This is a genomic window from Agromyces sp. Y782 (genome assembly GCF_059445405.1).
Genome location: NZ_JCAIUG010000002.1, coordinates 687,093 through 710,035 on the forward strand (window position 1 = coordinate 687,093; position 22,943 = coordinate 710,035).

At 67.1% G+C, this 22,943-nt stretch carries 19 protein-coding genes; 12 read left to right on the plus strand and 7 right to left on the minus strand.

All coding sequences use genetic code 11. The features are described 5' to 3' along the window. Positions 1–110 precede the first annotated feature (110 nt). The 10 genes from uvrA (at position 111) to AC1C2S_RS17440 (ending at position 11,467) form a co-directional block, all read left to right on the plus strand. Complete coding sequence (uvrA, locus tag AC1C2S_RS17395) at positions 111–3,002, plus strand: excinuclease ABC subunit UvrA (protein ID WP_495353855.1); 2,892 nt, start codon at positions 111–113, stop codon at positions 3,000–3,002. Positions 3,003–3,006: 4 nt separating this feature from the next. Further along, positions 3,007–4,965 carry an excinuclease ABC subunit UvrC gene (uvrC, locus tag AC1C2S_RS17400; protein WP_495353856.1) on the plus strand — a complete coding sequence of 653 codons (1,959 nt, stop codon included), beginning with the start codon at positions 3,007–3,009 and terminating at the stop codon, positions 4,963–4,965. Positions 4,966–5,002: 37 nt separating this feature from the next. Beyond that, a complete protein-coding gene (gene rapZ, locus AC1C2S_RS17405) occupies positions 5,003–5,878 on the plus strand; it encodes an RNase adapter RapZ (protein WP_495353857.1) in 876 nt (291 codons plus the stop codon). A 38-nt stretch (positions 5,879–5,916) separates the two neighbouring features. Then, on the plus strand, positions 5,917–6,897 hold the full coding sequence (whiA, locus tag AC1C2S_RS17410) for a DNA-binding protein WhiA (protein ID WP_495353858.1): 981 nt from the start codon (positions 5,917–5,919) through the stop codon (positions 6,895–6,897). A gap of 103 nt (positions 6,898–7,000) precedes the next feature. Then, positions 7,001–7,627, plus strand: a complete 627-nt coding sequence (locus tag AC1C2S_RS17415; protein WP_495353859.1) for a superoxide dismutase — start codon at positions 7,001–7,003, stop codon at positions 7,625–7,627. A 96-nt stretch (positions 7,628–7,723) separates the two neighbouring features. Beyond that, positions 7,724–8,728 carry a type I glyceraldehyde-3-phosphate dehydrogenase gene (gene gap, locus AC1C2S_RS17420; RefSeq protein ID WP_495353860.1) on the plus strand — a complete coding sequence of 335 codons (1,005 nt, stop codon included), beginning with the start codon at positions 7,724–7,726 and terminating at the stop codon, positions 8,726–8,728. Between the two features lie 11 nt (positions 8,729–8,739). Continuing rightward, positions 8,740–9,954: a phosphoglycerate kinase gene (locus tag AC1C2S_RS17425; RefSeq protein ID WP_495353861.1), complete on the plus strand. Its 1,215-nt coding sequence runs from the start codon at positions 8,740–8,742 to the stop codon at positions 9,952–9,954. Continuing rightward, positions 9,945–10,733, plus strand: coding sequence for a triose-phosphate isomerase (gene tpiA, locus AC1C2S_RS17430; RefSeq protein WP_495353862.1), 789 nt, complete (start codon positions 9,945–9,947; stop codon positions 10,731–10,733). The genes AC1C2S_RS17425 and tpiA overlap by 10 nt, the downstream gene beginning before the upstream one ends. Before the next feature lie 103 nt (positions 10,734–10,836). Continuing rightward, positions 10,837–11,088, plus strand: coding sequence for a preprotein translocase subunit SecG (gene secG / locus AC1C2S_RS17435; RefSeq protein WP_108595410.1), 252 nt, complete (start codon positions 10,837–10,839; stop codon positions 11,086–11,088). Positions 11,089–11,101: 13 nt separating this feature from the next. After that, complete coding sequence (locus tag AC1C2S_RS17440) at positions 11,102–11,467, plus strand: RNA polymerase-binding protein RbpA (protein ID WP_495353863.1); 366 nt, start codon at positions 11,102–11,104, stop codon at positions 11,465–11,467. A gap of 62 nt (positions 11,468–11,529) precedes the next feature. On the opposite strand, the gene pgl is transcribed toward AC1C2S_RS17440, so the two are convergent. Genes pgl through tkt form a run of 6 tightly spaced genes read right to left on the minus strand, consistent with a single transcriptional unit; the run spans position 11,530 to position 19,640 of the window. Next, a complete protein-coding gene (gene pgl / locus AC1C2S_RS17445) occupies positions 11,530–12,300 on the minus strand; it encodes a 6-phosphogluconolactonase (protein WP_495353864.1) in 771 nt (256 codons plus the stop codon). Further along, positions 12,297–13,256, minus strand: coding sequence for a glucose-6-phosphate dehydrogenase assembly protein OpcA (locus tag AC1C2S_RS17450; protein ID WP_495353865.1), 960 nt, complete (start codon positions 13,254–13,256; stop codon positions 12,297–12,299). Before AC1C2S_RS17450 ends, pgl begins: the two co-directional genes overlap by 4 nt. Beyond that, entirely contained in the window at positions 13,253–14,794 is a 1,542-nt protein-coding gene (gene zwf / locus AC1C2S_RS17455; protein ID WP_495353866.1) for a glucose-6-phosphate dehydrogenase, read from the minus strand. Before zwf ends, AC1C2S_RS17450 begins: the two co-directional genes overlap by 4 nt. Positions 14,795–14,809: 15 nt before the next feature. Beyond that, positions 14,810–16,414, minus strand: a complete 1,605-nt coding sequence (locus AC1C2S_RS17460) for a glucose-6-phosphate isomerase (RefSeq protein ID WP_495353867.1) — start codon at positions 16,412–16,414, stop codon at positions 14,810–14,812. Then, positions 16,411–17,520, minus strand: a complete 1,110-nt coding sequence (tal, locus tag AC1C2S_RS17465) for a transaldolase (protein WP_495353868.1) — start codon at positions 17,518–17,520, stop codon at positions 16,411–16,413. The genes AC1C2S_RS17460 and tal overlap by 4 nt, the downstream gene beginning before the upstream one ends. 26 nt (positions 17,521–17,546) lie before the next feature. After that, positions 17,547–19,640 (minus strand): transketolase, encoded by a 2,094-nt coding sequence (tkt, locus tag AC1C2S_RS17470; protein WP_495353869.1) that lies wholly within the window; start codon positions 19,638–19,640, stop codon positions 17,547–17,549. Between the two features lie 324 nt (positions 19,641–19,964). Between tkt and AC1C2S_RS17475 the strand changes: the two genes are divergently transcribed. Both AC1C2S_RS17475 and AC1C2S_RS17480 read left to right on the plus strand, forming a co-directional pair. Next, a complete protein-coding gene (locus AC1C2S_RS17475; protein ID WP_495353870.1) occupies positions 19,965–20,885 on the plus strand; it encodes a heme o synthase in 921 nt (306 codons plus the stop codon). A 342-nt stretch (positions 20,886–21,227) separates the two neighbouring features. Continuing rightward, entirely contained in the window at positions 21,228–21,917 is a 690-nt protein-coding gene (locus AC1C2S_RS17480) for an endonuclease domain-containing protein (RefSeq protein ID WP_495353871.1), read from the plus strand. A gap of 77 nt (positions 21,918–21,994) precedes the next feature. Here the strand turns inward: AC1C2S_RS17480 and AC1C2S_RS17485 are convergent, their stop codons facing one another. Further along, positions 21,995–22,903 (minus strand): COX15/CtaA family protein, encoded by a 909-nt coding sequence (locus AC1C2S_RS17485; RefSeq protein ID WP_495353872.1) that lies wholly within the window; start codon positions 22,901–22,903, stop codon positions 21,995–21,997. Positions 22,904–22,943: the final 40 nt, after the last annotated feature.

A 22,943-nucleotide genomic window follows, 5' to 3' on the forward strand; every position in this document is an offset into this window, starting at 1 on the left:
GTCGCGGTCAGGCGGAGCGAGCAATGATCTCGGCCCGATTCGAACGTATGTTCGCTCAGAGCGCGTGTGCACGAGGCATCCGTGTCGGTGGTGCTCTCTAAACTCGAAGAGTGCCAGTTTCACGTCTCGATGCCCATTCGCACCTGAGTGTTCGCGGTGCCCGCGTGCACAACCTGCAGAACGTCGACGTCGAGATCCCGCGTGACGCGATGGTGGTGTTCACGGGCCTCTCTGGTTCGGGCAAGTCCTCGCTCGCGTTCGACACGATCTTCGCTGAAGGGCAGCGGCGCTACGTCGAGTCGCTCTCGGCCTACGCTCGTCAATTCCTGGGGCAGGTCGACCGCCCCGATGTCGATTTCATCGAGGGGCTGAGCCCTGCGGTCTCGATCGACCAGAAGTCGACGAACCGGAACCCGCGCTCGACCGTCGGCACGATCACCGAGATCTACGACTACATGCGCCTCCTGTGGGCACGCATCGGTGTGCCGCACTGCCCGGTCTGCGGTGAGCGCATCCAGCGACAGACGGTGCAGCAGATCGCCGACCAGCTCATGGAGCTGGCCGAGGGCACCCGCTACCAGGTCGTGAGTCCGGTCGTGTCGAAGAAGAAGGGCGAGTTCGTCGACCTCTTCCGTGACCTCGCCGCCCAGGGCTACACCCGCGCGGTCGTCGACGGTGACATCATCAGGCTCGATGAACCACCGACGCTGAAGAAGCAGGTCAAGCACGACATCTCCGTGGTGATCGACCGGCTCGTCGCAAGCCCCGACATGCTCGGCCGGCTCACCGACTCCCTCGAGACCGCACTGCGCCTGACCGACGGCCTCGTGCAGATCAACTACATCGATGAGACCGGACCGGCCGCGTGGGCGACGTTCTCCGAGAAGCTCTCCTGCCCGAATCAGCACCCGATCCAGCTGACCGAGATCGAACCGCGTACGTTCTCGTTCAACGCGCCGTTCGGCGCCTGCCCCGAGTGCTCGGGGCTCGGCACGCGCATGTCGGTCGACGATGCACTACTGCTCGGCGATCCGAGCCTCAGCATCGCCGAGGGCGTCATCATTCCGTGGACCTCGCAGGGCAAGAGCCTCTACAACTACTACGAGAAGCTCCTCGGCGGGCTCGCCCGAGATCTCGAGTTCTCGCTCGATACCCCGTGGGAAGAGCTCGACGAGGCGGCTCGCCAGGCAGTGCTCCGTGGTGACAACTTCGAGGTCAAGGTGAAGTGGCGCAACCGCTACGGCCGCGAGATGAGCTACACCTCCGGCTTCGAGGGCGTCGTGCCCTACATCGAGCGCCAGTACCTGCAGGCCGAGACCGATGTGCAGCGTGCGCGCTGGTCGGAATACCTGCGAGAGGTGCCGTGCCCGGTCTGCGGCGGCAAGCGCCTGAAGCCCGAGGTGCTGTCGGTGCTCATCCACGATGCGAGCATCGCCGACGTGGGCCTGCTGAGCCTCACCGATGCCCGTGCATTCATGGATCGCCTCGAGCTCAGTGATCGCGAACAAGCCATCGCCGCGCAGGTGCTGCGCGAGATCAAGCTGCGTCTCGACTTCCTGATCCGTGTCGGGCTCAGCTATCTCGACCTCTCGCGAGCGGCGGCGACCCTCTCCGGTGGAGAAGCGCAGCGCATCCGTCTGGCGACGCAGATCGGTTCGGGTCTCACCGGCGTGCTCTACGTGCTCGACGAGCCGAGCATCGGCCTCCACCAGCGCGACAACCGTCGACTCATCGACACCCTGATCGCGCTTCGCGATCTCGGCAACACCCTCATCGTCGTCGAACACGATGAAGACACGATTCGCACGGCCGACTGGATCGTCGACATCGGACCGGGCGCGGGCGTGAACGGCGGCACCGTCGTGCACTCCGGCAGCTACGCCGATCTCGTGAAGAACACGCGTTCACTCACCGGCGACTACCTGTCGGGTCGCAAGGCGATTCCGATTCCCGAGACGCGCCGCCCCGTCGACCCCGAGCGCACGATCACCGTGCAGGGCGCAGAAGCCAACAACCTGCGCGGCGTCGACGTCGAGTTCCCGCTCGGCATCCTGACCGCCGTGACCGGCGTGAGCGGCTCGGGCAAGTCGTCGCTCGTGAACGACATCCTGTACCGGGTGCTCGCGAACCGTCTCAACGGCGCCCGAAAGGTCGCGGGCAAGCACCGTCGCGTCACCGGGCTCGACCAGCTCGACAAGGTCGTGCACGTCGATCAGGCGCCGATCGGGCGTACTCCTCGCTCGAACCCCGCCACCTACACCGGTGTCTTCGACCGCATCCGCACGCTCTTCTCCGAGACGACCGAGTCGAAGGCCCGTGGCTACCTCCCCGGGCGGTTCAGCTTCAACGTCAAGGGCGGCCGATGCGAGGCATGCTCGGGTGACGGCACGATCAAGATCGAGATGAACTTCCTGCCCGACGTCTACGTCGCGTGCGAGGTGTGCGGTGGCAAGCGGTACAACCGCGAGACTCTTCAAGTGCACTACAAGGGCAAGAACATCGCCGAGGTGCTCGAGATGCCGATCAGTGAGGCGGCCGAGTTCTTCGAGCCCATCTCGGCGATCCACCGCTATCTGAAGACGCTCGTCGATGTCGGCCTCGGTTACGTGCAGCTCGGACAGAGCGCCACGACGCTCTCGGGCGGTGAGGCGCAGCGGGTGAAGCTCGCGACCGAGCTGCAGCGCCGCTCCAACGGCCGCAGCGTGTACGTGCTCGATGAGCCCACCACCGGCCTGCACTTCGAAGACGTGCAGAAGTTGCTCAAGGTGCTCGGCAAGCTCGTCGACAAGGGCAACACGGTGATCGTGATCGAACACAGCCTCGACGTCATCAAGTCGGCCGACTGGATCATCGACCTCGGGCCCGAAGGCGGCTCGGGCGGTGGCCAGATCGTGGCGACCGGCACGCCCGAACAGGTCGCGAACATGTCCGAGAGTCACACCGGTTACTTCCTGCGCGAGATGCTCGACGCGGCGTCGGTGCGAGCCGAAGTTGCCAGCTGAGGCGATGAACACCCCGCTGTCGAGCAACCAGGGCGTTCCGTACCGCCCGAAGACGGGCGAGATTCCGACGACTCCCGGTGTCTACCGATTCCGTGACGCCGATCGGCGTGTGCTGTACGTCGGCAAGGCGAAGAACCTGCGCGCACGTCTGTCGAACTACTTCGCACCCCTTCGCACCCTGCACGAGCGCACCCGCCGGATGGTCACCACCGCGGCCTCGGTGGAGTGGACGGTCGTCGCCAACGAAGTCGAGGCGCTGCAGCTCGAGTTCACGTGGATCAACGAGTTCGACCCGCCGTTCAACGTGCAGTTCAAAGACGACAAGTCCTATCCGTACCTCGCAGTGACGCTCGCCGACGAGGCGCCGCGTGCGCTGGTCACCCGCAACCGCAACATTCGCGGAGCCCGCTATTTCGGCCCGTACCCCAAGGTCTGGGCCGTCAACGAGACACTCGAGATCCTGCTCAAGCTCTTCCCGATCCGCACGTGCAAAGACTCCGACTACCGCCGGGCAATGGCCAGCGGCAAGCCGTGCTTCGCCGGGCAGATCGGACGCTGTTTCGGTCCGTGCTCGGGTCGCGTGGGCATCGAAGAGCATCGTGAGAACGTCGACCGCTTCGTCTCCTTCATGGCGAGCCAAGACCGGCGCATCATCGGCGAGCTCACGCAACGCATGCGTACGGCCGCCGCAGCGCAAGACTACGAATCTGCTGCGCGTCTGCGCGACCGGCTGCAGGCCGCGACGTCGTTCTTCGAGAAGAGTGCGGTGGTGCTCGGCGAGAAGGTCGACATCGACGTGTTCGGAATCGACCACGATGAGCTCGCTGCGGCCGTGCAGCAGTTCATCGTTCGCGGCGGTCGCATTCGCGGTGTCCGTTCGTGGACCGTCGACAAAGAGCTCGATGTGCCGTTCGGCGAACTCGTCGACTCGGTGGTGCAGAACGCCTACGGTGACGGGAGCCGACCACCGGTCGAAGTCGTCGTGCCCGAACTTCCCGACGATGCTCCGGCTCTCGAGACCTGGCTCGGCGACCTCTCCGGGCGAAAGGTGCGACTGCGCGCCGCGCAACGCGGCGACAAGGCGGCTCTGCTCGCGACCGCGACGCAGAACGCCAAGCAGACGCTGATGCTCTACAAGACACGGCGGAGCGCGGACTTCACGACCCGTTCCCGCGCTCTCGAAGACATCCAGGAGGCGCTCGGAATGGCCGACGCCCCGCTGCGCATCGAATGCTACGACGTCAGCCACCTCAGCGGCACCAACATCGTCGCCTCGATGGTCGTCTTCGAAGACGGACTTCCGCGCAAAGACGAATACCGCCGATTCACGATTCCGCACTCCACCGACGACACCGACTCGATCCACCAGGTGCTCACGCGCCGCCTCGCTTACCTGAAGACGCCCGATTCGATCGGTTCGCCGGTCGAGCCGGACTCGGCGGCGACCCCTGATGACGCGGAGGCCCACGGCGAGACGGATGCCGCGGCATCCGAGCGCCGGAAGAGATTCGCCTATCGGCCGAACCTGCTGGTGGTCGACGGCGGGCAACCGCAGGTCGCAGCGGCCGCCCGAGCGCTCGAGGAGTCCGGTGTCGAGGGCATCTACCTCTGCGGAATCGCCAAGCGTCTTGAAGAGATCTGGACGCCTGATGGCGATTTCCCGGTGATCCTGCCGCGAAACAGCGACGCGCTCTTCCTCTTCCAGCGGGTGCGCGATGAGGCCCACCGGTTCGCGATCACTCACCAACGGCAACGCCGCAAGCGCGACATCGGCAGCGTGCTCTCCGAGATTGCCGGGCTCGGGCCGTCGCGCGTGAAGGAGTTGCTGCGACACTTCGGATCGGTCGCGCGGTTGCGCGCGGCATCCGAGCCCGAGATCGCCGAGGTGAAGGGCATCGGGCCGACGCTCGCGGCGACCGTGCACCGAGCCCTGCACGCCGATGGCGCGCCCGCACCCCGATAGGCTGGGGTGTCGACACGCGGAAGGGGGCCTCGACGTGATGACCGCTGATTCCGAGCAACAAGAGATGCTGATCGTGACGGGCATGTCCGGTGCGGGGCGTTCGACCGTCGGCAATGCGCTCGAAGACCTCGGCTGGTATGTGGTCGACAACCTGCCACCGCAGATGCTGCGCCCCCTCGTGGAGCTCGTCGAGCGGGCGGGCACGTCGCTGCCGCGCATCGCCGCGATCGTCGACATCCGTGGCGGGGGCTTCTTCTCCGAGCTGCGTGAGATCATCCAGGCGCTGCGCACGGGCATCAGCGTGCGCGTCGTCTTCCTCGACGCGACCGACGCCGTGCTCGTGCGCCGCTTCGAGTCGGTGCGTCGCCCGCACCCGCTGCAGGGCAATGGCACGCTCCTCGACGGCATCGGCGCGGAGCGCGCGCGGCTGGCCGAGTTGCGCGAAGCGAGCGACATCGTCGTCGACACCTCCGATCTCAACATCCACCAGCTCGCGACCCTCGTCACCGAGACATTCGCCGAAGAAGGTCACGCCGGGCTTCGCATCACCATGCAGAGTTTCGGATTCAAGTACGGGGTGCCTGCCGACGCCGATCTCGTCGCCGATGCGAGGTTCCTTCCCAATCCATTCTGGATCCCCGAGCTTCGCCACCTCACCGGCAACGACGCCGCAGTTTCGGAGTACGTGCTGAGCCAGCCCGGCGCGCGCGAGTTCCTCGACGCGTACGCGAAGGCGCTCGAGCCCGTGCTCGCGGGCTACCAGCGCGAGAACAAACGACATGCCACGATCGCAATCGGATGCACCGGGGGCAAGCACCGCTCGGTCGCCCTGGTGCGCGAACTGAGCTCGCGCATCGCAGCGCTGCCCGGAGTCGTCGTCAGCGTGAAAGACCGGGATCTCGGCCGCGAGTGATCGACGGCCAGGCGACATGATGAGAGATGGGACTTGAGGTGGCACTGACCGCTGACGTGAAAGAAGAATTGGCGCGTGTCGAGGTGTCGAAAACGGGCGTCAGAGTCGCAGAACTGGCGTCCATCCTGCGGTTCGCGGGCGGGCTCCACATCATCTCGAACCGCATCGCGATCGAGGCCGAGCTCGACTCGCCGACGCTCGTGCGACGTGTGACTCGGGATCTCGCTGAGATCTACGGTGTTCGGCCCGACGTCTCGGTGATCTCGCCGACGGGCGTGCGACGCTCCAACCAGTACCTCGTGCGCGTGCTCGACGGCGGAGAGACCCTCGCGCGCCAGACCGGCCTGCTCGATGCTCGGCGGCGCCCTGTTCGAGGGTTGCCGAACAAACTGACGACCGGTTCCCGTGACGAGGTGGCGGCGATCTGGCGCGGCGCGTTCCTCGCCAAGGGGAGCCTGACCGATCCGGGCCGCTCGGCCGCGCTCGAGGTCATCTGCCCCGGAAACGAGGCCGCGATGGCCCTCGTGGGCGCCGCTGGTCGGCTCGGGATCTCGGCGAAGGCGCGGGAGGTGCGCGGTGTGCATCGTGTCGTGATTCGCGATGGCGAGGCGATCAGCGCGATGCTCGCCGTGATGGGCGCCACCGACACGGTGCGCAACTGGGAGGAGTTGCGCCAGCGGCGAGAGGTGCGGGCGACGGCGAATCGCCTCGTGAACTTCGACGACGCCAATCTGCGCCGTTCGGCACAGGCTGCCGTTGCGGCGTGTGCTCGTGTCGATCGGGCGATGGAACTGCTGGGCGACGGCATCCCCGAACATCTGAAGTACGCGGGTGAGTTGCGCCTGTCCCACCGTGAGGCGAGCCTCGACGAGCTCGGCCACTACGCCGACCCGCCGATGACCAAAGACGCCGTCGCGGGTCGCATCCGCCGCCTCCTCGCGATGGCCGACAAGCGGGCCGCCGATCTCGGCGTGCCCGGTACCGAAGCGAGCCTGCCTGCAGATCTCGACGAGGTGTGACGGATGCCCCGGCAGCGAGCCTCGCGACGGGCATAGACTCGAAAGGGAGCCGCGGAACCTCGGGGGTCGCCCGGAGGCCCGGCGCATCTGACAAGGAGAAGCAATGGCCGACTACACCCTGCCCGATCTGCCTTACGACTACTCGGCGCTCGAGCCGTCGATCAGCGCCACGATCATGGAGCTGCACCACTCGAAGCACCACCAGGCGTATGTGACGGGCGCCAACACTGCGCTCGCCCAGCTCGCAGAGGCCCGCGACTCGGGCAATCTCGCGAACGTCAACAAGCTCGAGAAAGACCTGGCGTTCAATCTCGGCGGCCACGTCAACCACTCGATCTTCTGGACCAACCTCTCACCCGACGGCGGCGACAAGCCCACGGGCGAGCTCGCCTCGGCGATCGACGATCACTTCGGATCGTTCGATAAGTTCCAGGCGCACTTCACCGCGACGGCGCTTGGCGTTCAAGGCTCCGGCTGGGCCGTGCTCGCGTGGGATTCGATCGGAGAACGCCTGATCATCGCGCAGTTCTTCGACCAGCAGGGCAATCTGCCTGCCGGCATCGTGCCGCTGCTCATGCTCGATGTCTGGGAGCACGCCTACTACCTCGACTACAAGAACGTGCGTGCCGACTATGTGAAGGCGTTCTGGGCCATCACGAACTGGGAGAACGTCCAGAAGCGGTTCCAGACCGCCGGTGAGAAGACCTCAGGGCTGCTGCTACTGTCGTAAACGGATGGTGTCCTCGGGCATGTCCGAGGACACCGCCGTCCGACCAGTTCACCAGTGAAAGAGCGCGTTCGCGCCATCGTCAATCAGGAGACATCTGTGTCTGTAAAGATCGGCATCAACGGCTTCGGCCGCATCGGCCGCAACTACTTCCGTGCCGCCCTCGCCCAGGGCGCCGACCTCGAGATCGTCGCCGTGAACGACCTCACCGACAACAAGACGCTCGCTCACCTTCTGAAGTACGACTCCATCGCGGGTCGACTGGACGCGACGGTCGACTACGACGACGACCACATCATCGTCGACGGCAAGGCGATCAAGGCGTTCGCCGAGCGCGACCCCGCCAACTTGCCGTGGGGCGAGTTGGGTGTCGACATCGTCATCGAGTCGACCGGTTTCTTCACGAAAGCCACCGACGCGCGCAAGCACATCGAGGCCGGCGCGAAGAAGGTGCTCATCTCGGCGCCCGCGACCGATGAAGACGCGACGTTCGTCATCGGCGTGAACGAGCACGACTACGACCCCGAGAAGCACCACATCATCTCGAACGCCTCCTGCACCACGAACTGCCTCGCACCGCTCGCCAAGGTCTTCAACGACGCATTCGGCATCGAGCGCGGTCTCATGACGACAGTCCACGCGTACACCGCCGACCAGAACCTGCAAGACGGCCCGCACAAAGACCTGCGCCGCGCCCGCGCCGCCGCGATCAACATCGTGCCGACCTCGACCGGTGCAGCGAAGGCCCTCGGCCTCGTGCTGCCCGAGCTCGTCGGCAAGCTCGACGGTTTCGCACTGCGCGTGCCCGTTCCCACCGGCTCGATCACCGACCTCACGGTCACCTCCTCGCGCCCGGTGACCGTCGACGAGGTCAAGGCCGCGTACAAGGCGGCCGCCGAGGGGCCGATGAAGGGCATTCTCAAGTACACCGAAGACGAGATCGTCTCGAGCGACATCGTCGGCGACCCGCACTCGTCGATCTTCGACGCCGGTCTCCTTCGCGTGCTGGGCGATCAGGTGAAGCTCTCGAGCTGGTACGACAACGAGTGGGGCTACTCCAACCGTCTCGTCGACCTCACCGAGTACGTCGCCGAACGTCTCTGAATCGAGCCCCAGTGACCCTGCGAACGATCGATTCCCTCGGTCCGCTCGCCGGCAAGCGCGTCGTCGTCCGTTGTGACCTGAACGTCCCCCTGCGGGACGGGGCCATCACGGACGACGGCCGTGTGCGGGCATCGGTCCCCACCCTGACGGCGCTCGTCGCTCAGGGAGCCCGCGTCATCGTGGTGTCCCACTTGGGGCGCCCAGAGGGCGCACCCGACCCGAAGTACAGCCTGGCGCCGGTGGCGACCCGTCTCGGCGAGCTGATCGAAGCGCCGGTGGCCTTCGCGAACGACACGGTCGGTTCGGATGCCGCGGCGAAGGTCGATGCCCTCGGCGACGGCGAGGTGCTCGTACTCGAGAACCTGCGGTTCAACCCCGGGGAGACCTCGAAGAACGAGGGGGAGCGCACGGCGTTCGCCGGGAAACTCGCGGAGTTCGCCGACGCCGTCGTCTCCGACGGATTCGGCGTGGTGCACCGAAAGCAGGCGAGCGTTTACGAGCTCGAGCAGTTGCGCCCGAGCGCGGCCGGTCTCCTGATCGCCGCCGAGCTCGACGTGCTCGACCGTCTCACCGAGACACCGGAACGTCCGTACACGGTTGTGCTCGGCGGTTCCAAAGTCTCCGACAAGCTCGGCGTCATCGCCCACCTGCTTCCGCGGGTCGATGCGCTGCTGATCGGCGGCGGCATGCTCTTCACCTTCCTCGCCGCCCAAGGGCACAAGGTCGGTTCGAGCCTGCTCGAAGCCGACCAGATCGACACGGTCAAGGGCTACCTCGCCGAGGCGGCCGAGCGCGGCGTCGACATCGTGCTGCCGACCGACGTCGTGGTGTCCGCATCGTTCTCGGCGGAAGCCGACCATGTCATTGCACCCGCCGATGCGATCGAACAGACGCCGTTCGGGGCATCCGGACTCGGTCTCGACATCGGGCCTGAGACCGCCGCCGCGTTCGCCGAACACATTCGCGCATCGAAGACGGTGTTCTGGAACGGCCCCATGGGCGTGTTCGAACTCGAACCGTTCGCTGCGGGCACCCGTGTGGTCGCCGAGGCGCTCACCCAGGTCGACGGACTCAGTGTCGTCGGCGGTGGTGATTCGGCAGCCGCCGTTCGCCAACTCGGCTTCGCCGATGACCAGTTCGGTCACATTTCAACTGGCGGGGGCGCGAGTCTCGAGTTCCTCGAGGGCAAGAAGCTCCCCGGACTGGAGGTCCTCGGATGGCAGTGAAGCGCACCCCGTTCATCGCAGGCAACTGGAAGATGAACCTCGACCACCTGCAGGCGATCGCATTCGTGCAGAAGCTGGCGTGGGCCCTCGCCGACGCGAAGCACGACTTCGCCGATGCCGAGGTCGCCGTGTTCCCGCCGTTCACCGATCTGCGTTCGGTGCAGACGCTCGTCGCGGCGGACTCGCTGCCCATCGGATACGGGGCGCAGGATCTCTCTGCGCATGACTCCGGCGCGTACACCGGCGAGATCTCGGGCGCGTTCCTCGCGCAGCTCGACTGCCGCTATGTGATCATCGGGCATTCGGAGCGACGTCAGTTGCACGCTGAGTCCGATGCCGAGGTCAACGCGAAGGTGAAGGCCGCGCACCGCCACGGCCTCGTGCCGGTGGTCTGCATCGGCGAGACCGCCGAAGACCTTGAGACGCACGGTCCGAGTGCAGTCCCGGTCGCGCAGTTGCGCGCAGCTCTCGAGGGCGTCGACGGAGCGAAAGGCCTCGTCGTCGCGTACGAGCCGGTCTGGGCGATCGGTTCAGGCCAGGCCGCCACTCCGGCACAGGCCGAGCAGGTGGCTGCCGCACTCCGTGCACTCCTCGTCGAGCTCGTCGGTGAAGACGTCGCGCAATCGACGAGGGTGCTCTACGGCGGCTCCGTGAAGGCCTCGAACATCGCGTCCTTCCTGCGCGAGCCGAATGTCGACGGCGCGCTCGTCGGCGGTGCGAGCCTCGACATCGACGAGTTCTCGAGCATCGTGCGGTTCAAGAAGCACGTCGGCGCCTGAACTCTCCGTGCCCGGGGTCGCTCGCGATCCCGGGCACACTGGCGCTTCCAGCTATACTCGATTGTCGGCCCGACTCATCTGTCGTGCCCGGAAAGGTTCACCAGTGGAGATTCTCCAGGTCGTCCTGCAGGTGCTGCTCGGTCTCACGAGCCTCCTGCTGACACTGCTCATCCTGCTGCACAAGGGTCGTGGCGGCGGTCTGTCCGACATGTTCGGTGGCGGCGTCACGTCGAGCCTCGGCGCATCCGGGGTTGCCGAGCGCAACCTGAACCGCATCACGGTCATCCTCGGGCTCGTATGGGTCACCTGCATCGTCGTGCTGGGCCTCATCACCAAGTTCGACGCCGGAATCTGACGGGAGCACGATCATGGCATCAGGAAACAGCGCCATCCGCGGTTCACGCGTCGGAGCGGGACCAATGGGCGAACAAGACCGCGGGTTCCACGCCGATCGCGTCGCGATCAGCTACTGGGATGCGCACGGCAACGAGACCGTGCGGCACTTCGCGGCAAGCCTGCCCGAAGAGGAGATCCCCGAGACCATCGACAGCCCGTCGACCGGTCTGCCGGCGGGGCGTGACCGAGAGAACCCGCCGTCGGTCTCGAAGCTCGAGCCGTACAAGACCCACCTCGCCTATGTGAAAGAGCGTCGCACCGACGAAGAGGCGGCCGCGCTCCTCGACGACGCACTCACCCAGCTTCGCACGCGTCGCGGTCAGGCTCCGAAAGACTGACGCGACAGGCAGCATGAAGAAGGGGTCGGCCTCAGGGCCGGACCTTTCTTTATGGCTGGAGTTCAGTAGTCGCGGGCGATGAGCGACTCGGGAACCTCGGATGCTGCGTCGGCGTCGACGAAGAAGACGGTACGGCGCCGGCCCTTGATGCCCGCCACGGGAACCTCATCACGACTCGCGCCGGCCAGAGCGAGCCCCAGGGCCGATGCCTTGTCGGCGCCCGCGAGCACGAGCCAGACGCGCTGCGAGGCGTTGATGACCGGGCGCGTCAGGCTCAGCCGCTCGGGCGGCGGCTTGGGCGAGTTGCGAACGGCGATCACGGTGCGATCGGTCACCTGGATGCCGGAGCGGTGGGGAAAGAGCGACGCGATGTGGCCGTCGGGACCGACCCCGAGGAAGGTGATGTCGAAGATCGGATGCAGCAGCCCGTCGACACCGTGCGACGAGAGCTCCGCGGCATACACGTCTGCTGCGACGTCGAGCTCGAGCCCGGAGTCGGCGGCGGGGAACGGGTGCAGGTTCTCGGCGGGCAGGTCGAGTTGGCCGAGGAGCGCGACGCGGGCCTGTTCATCGTTGCGTTCGGTGTCGCCCGCCGGAACCCATCGCTCGTCGCCCCACCAGAAGTGCACCCGGGACCAGTCGATGGAAGTGTGTGCAGGCGACGCGCCGACCGCCTCGAGCACCGCCGCGCCCATCGATCCTCCGGTGAGGACGATGTGGGCGACCGCTTGCGTGTCGAGGATGTCGAGGAGCTTCGTGATGAACCGGGCAGCGACCGAGCCCGATAGCGAGGCCTTGTCGGGGTGCACGAGCACGCGTCGTTCGTTGGTCATGCCACGTCTCCCTTGTCGCCGGCGCCGAGGAGCTCGAGCCCGCTCGTGATCACTTCACCGTACAACTCATCGGGGTCGAGCCGGCGAAGCTCGTCGGCGAGACAGTCGCGGAGGCTGCGGCGAGGCAGTGCCAGGTCGTGCACCGGTTGACCCGGCTGACGGAGCGTCGCGATGCCGGGAATGTCGCGGATCAGTTCGATGGCACCGCCGTCGCGCACCAGCCGTACGCCGTGGATGCCATGGGATCCTGCTTCGACGCCCGTGAGGTCGTACTCGGTCGGGGCGTTGAGCTCCAGCCGAAGCCATGCGGCGAGCAGCGTGGTCGACGGCGAGTCGATCGCCCCGGAGACCTCTACGGCCGTGACGGGCTCGTACGGCGGTTGGTCGAGCACTGCGGCGAGTTGAGCCCGCCACAGGGTCAGTCGCGTCCAGGCGAAGTCGGCGTCACCCGGGGTGTAGCTCGAAGCCAACGCACGCAGCGCCGCCTGCGGGTCGGGCTGCGCCGAAGCATCCGTGATTCTTCGGTGTGCGATGCGACCGAGCGCTGAACGCCCGGGAACTTCGGGTGCAGCACCCGGCCACCAGGTGACGACGGGCGCGTCGGGCAGCAGGAGCGCCATCACGAGGCTCTCTTCGTCGAGCGCCGCATCGCCGCAGGCGCGCAACACGATCACCTCGCTCGCGCCGGCGTCACCGCCGACACGGATCTCTGCGTCGAGCCGCGGTGCGACCGACGAATTCTCGGTGCCGGGCTCGGTCGAGACGACGATGACGCGCATCGGATGCTCGCGTGAGGCGTCGTTCGCCGCCTCGATCGCCTCTTCTTCGGCGCCGGGAGTCGTCGCGATGACGAGGGTGAGCACGCGGCCGAGGGCGACGACGCCTCCCTCTTCACGAATCTTCACGAGGGTCTTCGAGACTTTGCTCGTCGTCGTGTCGGGCAGATCGACGATCATGGGCGTCTCCAGCTTCTTCCGTCGCGTTCGAGCAGTTCGTCGGCGGAGGCAGGCCCCCACGTGCCGGGCCGATACTGCTCGGGTTGACCCTGTGTTGCCCAGAACTCCTCGATCGGATCGAGGATCTTCCACGACAGCTCGACCTCCTCTTGGCGCGGGAAGAGCGGCGGATCGCCGAGCAGCACGTCGAGGATCAGACGCTCGTAGGCTTCGGGGCTCGCCTCGGTGAAGGCGTGGCCGTAGCCGAAGTCCATCGTGACATCGCGCACCTGCATGCCCGCTCCCGGCACTTTCGAGCCGAAGCGGATCGTGACACCTTCATCGGGCTGCACTCGGATCACGAGCGCATTCTGGCCGAGTTGCGAAGTCTGGCTGTCGGCGAACACCTGCTGCGGTGCGCGCTTGAACACGACGGCGATCTCGGTGACGCGTCGACCGAGCCGCTTTCCGGCACGAAGGTAGAACGGAACACCGGCCCAACGGCGGGTGCCGATCGTGAGCTTCATCGCCGCATAGGTCTCGGTGGTCGACTCGGGGTTCATCCCGTCTTCGTCGAGGAATCCGATGACCTTCTCACCGCCCTGCCAGCCACCCGAATACTGGCCGCGGGCGGTACCCGATGCGAGGTCGTCGGGCAGGCGCACGGCGGCGAGGATCTTCTCCTTCTCGGCGCGCAGGTCGCCGGCCTCGAAGGAGATCGGCTCCTCCATCGCCGTGAGGGCGAGGAGCTGCAGCAGGTGGTTCTGGATGACGTCGCGCGCCGCGCCGATGCCGTCGTAGTACCCGGCTCGGCCCCCGACGCCGATGTCTTCGGCCATCGTGATCTGCACGTGGTCGACGTAATTGGCATTCCAGATGGGCTCGTAGAGCTGGTTCGCGAAGCGGAGCGCCAGGATGTTCTGGACGGTCTCCTTGCCGAGGTAGTGATCGATGCGGAACACCGAGTCGGGCGGGAACACCGACGCCACGACGTCGTTCAGCTCGCGCGCGGTCTTCAGGTCGCTGCCGAAGGGCTTCTCGATGACGACGCGGCGCCACTGGTTGTCGTGCTGCTCCGTGAGACCCGATCGCTTCAACTGCTCGGTGACCACCGGAAACGACTTCGGCGGAATCGACAGGTAGAACGCATGATTGCCCATCGTGCCGCGTTCGCGGTCGAGCCCTTCGACGACCGTGCGGAGGCGGTCGAATGCGGCGTCGTCGTCGAAGTCGCCCTGGACGAAGCGGATGCCACGGGCCAGCTGCTTCCAGACGTCTTCGCGGAACTCGGTGCGAGCGTACTGCTTCACCGAGTCGTGCACGACGGCTTCGAAGTCCTGGTCGTCCCAATCGCGTCGGGCGAACCCGACGAGGGCGAAGCCCGGCGGCAGTAGACCGCGGTTCGCGAGGTCGTAGACCGCCGGCATCAACTTCTTGCGCGACAGGTCGCCGGTGACACCGAAGATGATCAGGCTCGACGGACCCGCGATGCGGTTCAGTCGATAATCTTTGGGGGAGCGGAGCGGGTTGTGCTGCGCGGTGATCGCGGCCGGTTGCATCGTTCCTCCGGAAGGTCAGTCGACGACGTCGAACAGGGTCGCCGTGTCAGCCGACGGGTTGGTGAGGGTCAAGGTGAGCACCGGGCGACCGTGCTCGGCGAGCACACTCGCGTCGCCCGAAGCCTGCGCGGCGATCAGCTGACCGAACGTGAACGGCCGATCGGGGATCGCGAGATCTTCGGCCGGCGTCTGCGTGATCTGCAGGAATGCGCCGACCGCGGGACCGCCCTTGTGGAACTGCCCGGTCGAGTGCAGGAACCGGGGACCCCAGCCGAACGTGACCGGGCGACCCGCGCGTGCGGCCAGGAGGTCGCGGAGTCGCTCGAGCTCGGGGTGCGCGACGCGATCGACATACGCCTGGATCGAGAGGTATCCGTTCGCAGGGAGCTCTTCGAGCAGTACGTCGATCGCCGAGGCGAGATCGCTGGAGGCGCCGATGACCTCTGGCGTGCCGCGCACCTCGATGCCCTGTTCCACGAATGCCGCGGGCGCGGGTTCGGGGCGGGCGTCGAGGAGTCCACGTGATGCGATCTTCGCCGATTCGACGTCGGGCTGGTCGAAGGGGTTGATGCCGAGGATTCGCCCGGCGACCGCCGTCGCGTACTCCCAGACGAGCAGTTGCGCGCCGAGGGTGCCCGAGACCCGGATCTCGCCCGAGCCGTCGTCGCCGAAGATCTCGTCGCCCGCGTCGTCGACGAGGCGCACGATCTGAAGGTCGGAGAGGTCTTCGCCGAGTTCGGGGGCGTCAACGCCGAGGACGACGGGAAGCAGCCCTGTGCCCTCTTTGCCGGTGGATTCGGCGATGAGCTGTTCAGCCCAGTCGGCGAAGCCGACGATGTGGGTGCCGTCGGCGATGATGCCGAGCTTGTCGCGCAGTGGCTGAGTGGCCGCGATCGCGGCGCCCAGCACGAGTCCGGGGTTCTCGGGGCTGTCGATCGCGAGCGAGAGCTCGATCGTCTCGGCCTCGTCGAGGACCTCGGCGATGTCGACGCCCGCGAGGCCCGAGGGCACGAGCCCGAACGCCGTGAGCGCCGAGTAGCGTCCACCGACGTTGGGATCAGCGTTGAAGACCCGGTACCCGGCGGCGCGTGCCGACTCGTCGAGGGGCGAGCCCGGGTCGGTCACGACGATGATGCGCGAGGCGGGGTCGATGCCCGCATCGCGGAACGCCTGCTCGTAGATGCGGCGCTGGCTGTCGGTCTCGACGGTCGACCCCGACTTCGATGAAACGACGAGGGCGGATGTAGCGAGCCGATCGGCGAGGGCGGCGCGAACCTGTCCGGGTTCGGTCGAGTCGAGCACCGTGAGGTCGGCGTTCGTCGTTCGCGTGATGACCTCGGGGGCGAGCGATGAACCGCCCATGCCCGCGAGCACGATGTGGTCGACGCCTGCCGCCTCGAGCTCCTCGCGGAGGGCTTCGATCTCGGGAACGAGAGGACGGGAGACCGCGACGGCCTCGGTCCAACCGAGTCGTTTCGCCGACTCCTCTTCAGCGGCCGCACCCCAGAGCGCGGCATCCTGACCGGTGATGCCGCTCGCCACGAAGTCGGCGACGAGCCCGGGAACGGTGCGGCGCACTGCGTCGGCAGCGGCGCCGCTGACGGAGATGCGGAAGCTCATCGTGCTGCCTCCAGCGCTGCGCGGACGGTGTCGAGGAGTTCGTTCCACGAGACGATGAACTTGTCGACGCCCTCGTTCTCGAGCACGAGCGTCACGTCGTCGTAGTCGACGCCCACGCCCGCGAGCGCGTCGAGCACAGCGCCGGCCTCGGCGTACGCACCGGTGACGGTGTCGCCGGCGATGACCCCGTGGTCGAAGGTCGCCTCGAGGGTCTTCTCGGGCATCGTGTTCACGACACCCGGCGCGACGAGCTCGGTCACGTAGAGGGTGTCGGGAAGCGCTGGGTCCTTCACGCCGGTCGACGCCCAGAGCGGACGCTGGCGGTTGGCGCCGGCAGCGAGGAGCGCGGCGGCACGCTCGGTCGCGAACAGCTGCTCGAAGAGCTCGTAGGCGAGGCGGGCATTTGCGATGCCGGCCTTGCCTTTCAACGCGAGCGCCTCGTCGGTGCCGATGCCCACGAGTCGCTTGTCGATCTCGGTGTCGACCCGCGACACGAAGAACGAGGCGACCGAGTGGATGGTCGAGAGGTCGATGCCCGCTGCCTTGGCCTGCTCGAGGCCGGCGAGGTATGCCTCGATGACCTCGCGGTACCTGTCGAGGCTGAAGATCAGCGTGACGTTGACGCTGATACCGGAGCCGATGGCTTCGGTGATGGCGTCGAGGCCCTCAACCGTCGCCGGGATCTTGATCATGACGTTGGGGCGGTCGACCTTCGCCCAGAGGGTTTTGGCTTCGGTGATCGTGCCGGCGGTGTCACGTGCGAGTCCAGGCGCGACCTCGATGGAAACGCGGCCGTCGAAGCCCTTGGAGCGGTCGTACACCGGACGGAAGACGTCGGCGGCGTCGCGCACGTCGTCGGTCGTGATCTCGAAGACTGCGGTGTCGACGTCGGCGCCGGCTGCAGCGAGGGCGTGCACCTGTTCGGCGTAGCGCTCGCCCTTGGCGAGGGCGCCGGCGAAGATCGTCGGGTTGGTGGTCACGCCGACGACGTCGCGTTCGGCGATGAGCCGTGCGAGGTCGCCCGAGGCGATGCGTTCACGCGAGAGGTCGTCGAGCCAGATGCTGACGCCCGCCTCTGAGAGTGCTGCGGTGGGGGAGCTGGTCATGGGAGTGTCTCCTCTTCTGGCGCGCGTCAGGCCGACGCGAGCGATTCCTTCGCGGCGGCGACGACGGCCTCGGCCGTGATGCCGAACTCGCGGAACAGGGTCTTGTAGTCGGCGGAGGCGCCGAAGTGCTCGATCGATACTGCGCGGCCCTGGTTGCCGAGGTAGCGCTGCCATGAGAGGGCGAGGCCGGCCTCGACCGACACGCGAGCGGTCACGCTCGCGGGCAGCACCTGTTCGCGGTACTCGGCCGACTGCTCCTCGAACCACTCGAGCGATGGCGCCGAGACGACGCGAGCGCCGATGCCCTCTGCCGCGAGCGTGGCGCGTGCGGCCACGGCGAGCTGCACCTCGGAGCCGGTTGCGATGATGATCACGTCGGGTGTGCCCGAGGCCGCCTCTGCGAGCACGTATGCGCCCTTCGAGACGTTCGACGCAGCGGCGAGGGTGTCACCGGAGGCCTCGCCGTCGCCGCGCTCGAACACCGGGATGTTCTGACGGGTGAGAGCGATGCCGGCCGGAGCGTCACTGCGCTTCAGGAGCTCGAGCCAGGCGTGCGCGACCTCATTCGCGTCGGCGGGCCGCACGACCGTGAGGCCCGGGATCGCCCGCAGGGTTGCGAGTTGCTCGACCGGCTGGTGCGTCGGGCCGTCTTCGCCGAGGGCGACCGAGTCGTGCGTCCAGACGAAGATCGAGGGCGCCTTCATGAGTGCGGCGAGACGCACTGCAGGTCGCATGTAGTCGCTGAAGATCAGGAAGGTGCCGCCGAAGGCGCGCGTCTTGCCGTGCAGCACGATGCCGTTGACGATGGCGCCCATCGCGTGCTCGCGGATGCCGAAGTGCAGCACGCGACCGTGGGGGTCGCCCGCGAACTCGTGCGTCGACCACTCGGTCGGGATGAATGAGGCCGCGCCATTGATCGTGGTCAGGTTCGACTCGGCGAGGTCGGCCGAACCGCCCCAGAGCTCGGGCAACACGCCGGCGAGGGCGTTGATGACCTTGCCGGACGCTGCACGGGTGGACACCTCGGTGCCACCGTCGAAGACGGGAAGCATCGATTCGATGTCGTCGGGGAGCTCGCCGGCCTCGAGCCGGTCGAGCAGTGCCTTACGGTCGGGGTTCGCCGCTGCCCAGGCGTCGAAGGCGAGCTGCCATTCGGCGTGCTCGGCTGCGCCGCGCTCGATGGCGAGTCGCGTGTGGTCGATGACCTCGGCGGCGACGACGAAGCTCTGCTCGGGGTCGAAGCCGAGTACCTCTTTCGTCGCGGCGAGCTCGGCGGCGCCGAGCGCCGAGCCGTGGATCTTGCCGGAGTTCTGCTTGCCCGGGGAGGGCCAGCCGATGATCGTCTTCAGGATGATGATCGACGGCTTCGAGGACTCGCCCTTCGCAGCCTGGATGGCCGCGTTCAGCTCGGCGACGTCTTCGACGTACTGGCCGGTCTTCTTCCAGTCGACCGTCTGCACGTGCCAGCCGTAGGCCTCGTAACGCTCGGCCACGTTCTCGGTGAAGGCGATGTTGGTGTCGTCTTCGATGGAGATCTGGTTGGAGTCGTAGATCACGACGAGGTTGCCGAGCTGCTGGTGGCCGGCGAGTGAGGATGCCTCGCTCGTGATGCCCTCCTGCAGGTCGCCGTCACCCGCGACGACGTACACGAAGTGGTCGAACGGGCTCGTGCCCGCCGCGGCCTCGGGGTCGAAGAGGCCGCGCTCGAAGCGCGCCGCGTAGGCGAAGCCGACGGCGGATGCGAGACCCTGGCCGAGCGGTCCGGTGGTGATCTCGACGCCGGCGGTGTGGCCGTACTCGGGGTGGCCGGGTGTCTTCGAGCCCCAGGTGCGCAGTGCCTCGAGGTCGGAGAGCTCGAGGCCGTCACCGGCGAAATAGAGCTGCACGTATTGGGTGAGGGAGGAGTGACCTGCGGAGAGGATGAAGCGGTCTCGGCCGAGCCAGGCGTGGTCGGACGGGTCGCGTCGCATGATCTTCTGGAAGAGGAGGTAGGCGGCGGGCGCGAGGCTCATCGCGGTGCCGGGATGCCCGTTGCCGACCTTCTCGACGGCGTCGGCCGCGAGTACGCGGGCGGTGTCGACCGCCTGGTCGTCGATGGGTTCCCACTGCAGAGTTGCCACGAGGTGTACGTTCCTTCCGGTCATTGGACGGCGCCGGGAACCGTTGTCCCGTCACCGCGGAATTCGCTACGGCGCGAGTTGTCCGGCGGATGACCCGTTGGTCGTCGCACCGGACGGCAATTCGAATCCGCGCCGTCGGGCGCGCATTGCCAGTATATGGACTCCTCGCGTTTCGTGAACGTGTCGGGAGGATCACCGGCCTCGGAGGATGGAGTGAGGCCGCATGGCGCAGGAAAGCGCTTACCCAACCCTGCGACACATGTTGTCATAGAATCGGACTCGGGCGTGGCGGCAGATGCGCGCCCGCGCGCCGGAAGAGGAACGATGCAGGCAGCCGTACAGACCCGAGACACCCGACCGGCGATGACCGTACGACGCAAGCTCGCCGCGTACGTTGCGCTGACGAAGCCGCGGGTCATCGAGTTGCTGCTCGTCGTGACGGCACCGACCATGATCCTTGCAGAGCAGGGGTTGCCGGGCCTCTGGCTGCTGATCGCCACGCTCATCGGCGGCGCCATGAGCGCCGGATCCGCCGGGGCGTTCAACTGTTACATCGACCGCGACATCGATCGCGTCATGAAGCGCACCCAGGGGCGTCCGCTCGTCACAGGCGAACTGACCGACCGTGAAGCGCTCGTCTTCGCCTACGGTCTCGGACTCGCGTCGATCGTCTGGCTCTGGGTCTTCACCAACTGGCTGGCGGCTGCGCTCTCGCTCGGCGCCATCCTGCTCTACGTCGTGTTCTACAGCCTCATCCTGAAGCGCCGCACCTCGCAGAACATCGTGTGGGGCGGCGTGGCCGGCTGCATGCCGGTGCTCATCGGATGGGCAGCGGTGACCGGCGATCTCAGCTGGCCGCCGTTCATCCTCTTCCTCATCATCTTCCTCTGGACGCCGCCGCACTACTGGCCCCTCTCGATGAAGTACAGAGACGACTACGCCGCCGCCGGCGTGCCGATGCTCGCCGTCGTGCGCGGCCGAGCGCAGGTGGGTCTCCAGGTCATCCTCTACGCGTGGGCCACCGTCGCCTGCTCGCTGCTGCTCATTCCGATCGCCGACATGGGGCTCGTCTACTCGACGGTCGCAGTGGTCACCGGCGTCTGGTTCATCTACGAGACGCACCGTCTCTACAGCTTGGCGATCCGGCACGAGCAGGTCTCGCCGATGCGCGTCTTCCACGGCTCGATCGCGTACCTGTCGCTGCTGTTCCTCGCGATCGGCGTCGACCCGCTGCTGCCGTTCTGACCCGTCGCGACGCGCGGACCCTCGCCGCAATTTCGGACAATCGCGGCCGAGCGGTGTGATCCGGTGATCTGCGGCCGATCCGGCGCAGATCTCCGAAGTTGGGCGCGTGGGCGACTCCTCCTCCACATGCGTGATCCCGGCCGGTACGCCACAGCTCGGCGCACTCGGCGCATCGCCAGGCGAGGCGACGGCATCGTCGACGTCATGCATGATCTCGAACAGCAGTTGCGACGTCACGGAGGAGTGGCCAGGGCGACGAGCCTCCAGGCCGCTGGATTCTCGCGGCATCACCTCCGAATCGCCATCGATCGAGGTCGCGTCGTTCGGGTGAGGCGAAACTGGTTGGCTCTACCCGACGCCGATCGCGAGCTCATCGCGGCCGCGAAGGCAGGGGTCGTACTCACCTGCATCACGCAGGCGCGGCGCCTCGGACTCTGGGTGCTCTCGCACCCGCACATCCACGTCGCGGCCGATCCGCATGCCGCGGTGCCGGCGATCCACGGCACCGTGCATTGGGCGAAGCCGCTGCTGCCGAGACATCCCGACTCGTTGATGGATCCGATCGAGAACACGCTTGCACTCGTCGCCGCGTGCCAGCCGTTCGAGGCAGCGCTGGCCGTGTGGGAGTCGTCCCTGAGCAAGGGACTCGTGGCGTATGATCTGCTCGCCCGCCTTCCGCTCGTCGGTCAGGCGCGCGAACTGCTCGCCGCCGCGAACATGTTCGCCGATTCCGGGCTCGAGACGCTCGTCTTCCAGCGACTGCGATGGCTCGGCATTCGGATCGTGCCGCAGGCATGGATCGAGGGGCATCGTGTCGACTTCCTGCTCGGTGAGCGTCTCGTCCTGCAGATCGACGGTGGGCATCACGTCGGCGAGCAACGGATCGAAGACAACGCCCATGATGCCGCGCTCCTGCTGCGCGGCTACCACGTGATCCGTGTGGGCTACCGGCAGGTGATCGACGACTGGCCGGGCGTGCAGGATCGCATCGTCCGCGCGGTTGGTCAGGGGCTGCACGTCCGCGCCGCATGATGTCGGAGATCTGCGCCGAATCGGAGTGGATATTCGGACCGCGTCCGGGCAGATGAAGAATACCGGCCCGGTGGCGGTCAGCGAGCGGATGCCGCGGCCGCGGCGTTCTCACCCGACTCGACCGCTGCGGAGACCGGGCGCTTCAGGTGCAGGACGACGAGGGTCATCGCCGCAGCCGTCAATGCAGCGAGCACCATATGCACACCGACCGCGAAGGCGGGCAGGCCGTTGCGAGCCTGGTACAGGCCGACCGCGACCTGGACGAGCTCGATGGCGAGGAGCGCGATCGACCAGCGGAGCGTCGGCAGCTGCAGGCGCCATGCGGCGACCACGAGCACGATCGTCAGGGCGAGGAGGGCGTAGCCCGGCCAAGCGTGGATGTGCTCGAGGATCTCGGAGTCGAAGCCGCTGCGGCCCGCCGCCGAGTCGCCGGAGTGCGGGCCCGAGCCGGTGGTCAGCACGCCGAACACGATCGAGACGAGCAGCACGGCCGTCACGCCGTGCGTGAGCGCTGCGTACCAGCCGGGCACGGCCCGCTCCCGAGGCCCTGGGAGGGAGTCCATGCGGTCGAGGAATGCGGCCGTCACGCAGACCAGGGCGAGCGATGAAAGGTAGTGGAACCCGACGATGAACGGGTTCAGGCCCGTCCAGACCGTGATGCCGCCGACGATCGCCTGGGCGACGATTCCGACACCGACGATGAAGGAGAGCGCGAAGAGGTCGCGGCGCTCGCGTCGGATGCGCCAGACCAGCAGGAAGACGACGAGGGCGATGATGCCGACGACGCCCGTCATCATGCGATTGCCGAACTCGATGAGGGAGTGGTAGCTGAGCTCGTCGGTCGGCACGAGCGAGTCGGCCGTGCACGTGGGCCAAGTGGGACATCCGAGGCCAGAGCCCGTCAGACGCACCGCGCCGCCCGTCGCGATGATCGTGACCTGGGCGATGAACGAGGCCCAGGCGAAGGTGCGGAGAGTGCGGGTCACGCGGGTTCGATCCTGATCCTGGTCGCGCTGTGACGGCGCT

What these genes read in the sequence shown, in the direction of transcription:
- pgl (WP_495353864.1), bottom strand. Translation starts at nt 12,300, where the DNA reads ATGACCAACGAACGACGCGTGCTCGTGCACCCCGACAAGGCCTCGCTA.
- rapZ (WP_495353857.1), top strand. Translation starts at nt 5,003, where the DNA reads ATGACCGCTGATTCCGAGCAACAAGAGATGCTGATCGTGACGGGCATG.
- tpiA (WP_495353862.1), top strand. Translation starts at nt 9,945, where the DNA reads ATGGCAGTGAAGCGCACCCCGTTCATCGCAGGCAACTGGAAGATGAAC.
- AC1C2S_RS17450 (WP_495353865.1), bottom strand. Translation starts at nt 13,256, where the DNA reads ATGATCGTCGATCTGCCCGACACGACGACGAGCAAAGTCTCGAAGACC.
- AC1C2S_RS17460 (WP_495353867.1), bottom strand. Translation starts at nt 16,414, where the DNA reads ATGAGCTTCCGCATCTCCGTCAGCGGCGCCGCTGCCGACGCAGTGCGC.
- AC1C2S_RS17415 (WP_495353859.1), top strand. Translation starts at nt 7,001, where the DNA reads ATGGCCGACTACACCCTGCCCGATCTGCCTTACGACTACTCGGCGCTC.
- zwf (WP_495353866.1), bottom strand. Translation starts at nt 14,794, where the DNA reads ATGCAACCGGCCGCGATCACCGCGCAGCACAACCCGCTCCGCTCCCCC.
- uvrC (WP_495353856.1), top strand. Translation starts at nt 3,007, where the DNA reads ATGAACACCCCGCTGTCGAGCAACCAGGGCGTTCCGTACCGCCCGAAG.
- tal (WP_495353868.1), bottom strand. Translation starts at nt 17,520, where the DNA reads ATGACCAGCTCCCCCACCGCAGCACTCTCAGAGGCGGGCGTCAGCATC.
- AC1C2S_RS17440 (WP_495353863.1), top strand. Translation starts at nt 11,102, where the DNA reads ATGGCATCAGGAAACAGCGCCATCCGCGGTTCACGCGTCGGAGCGGGA.
- AC1C2S_RS17475 (WP_495353870.1), top strand. Translation starts at nt 19,965, where the DNA reads ATGCAGGCAGCCGTACAGACCCGAGACACCCGACCGGCGATGACCGTA.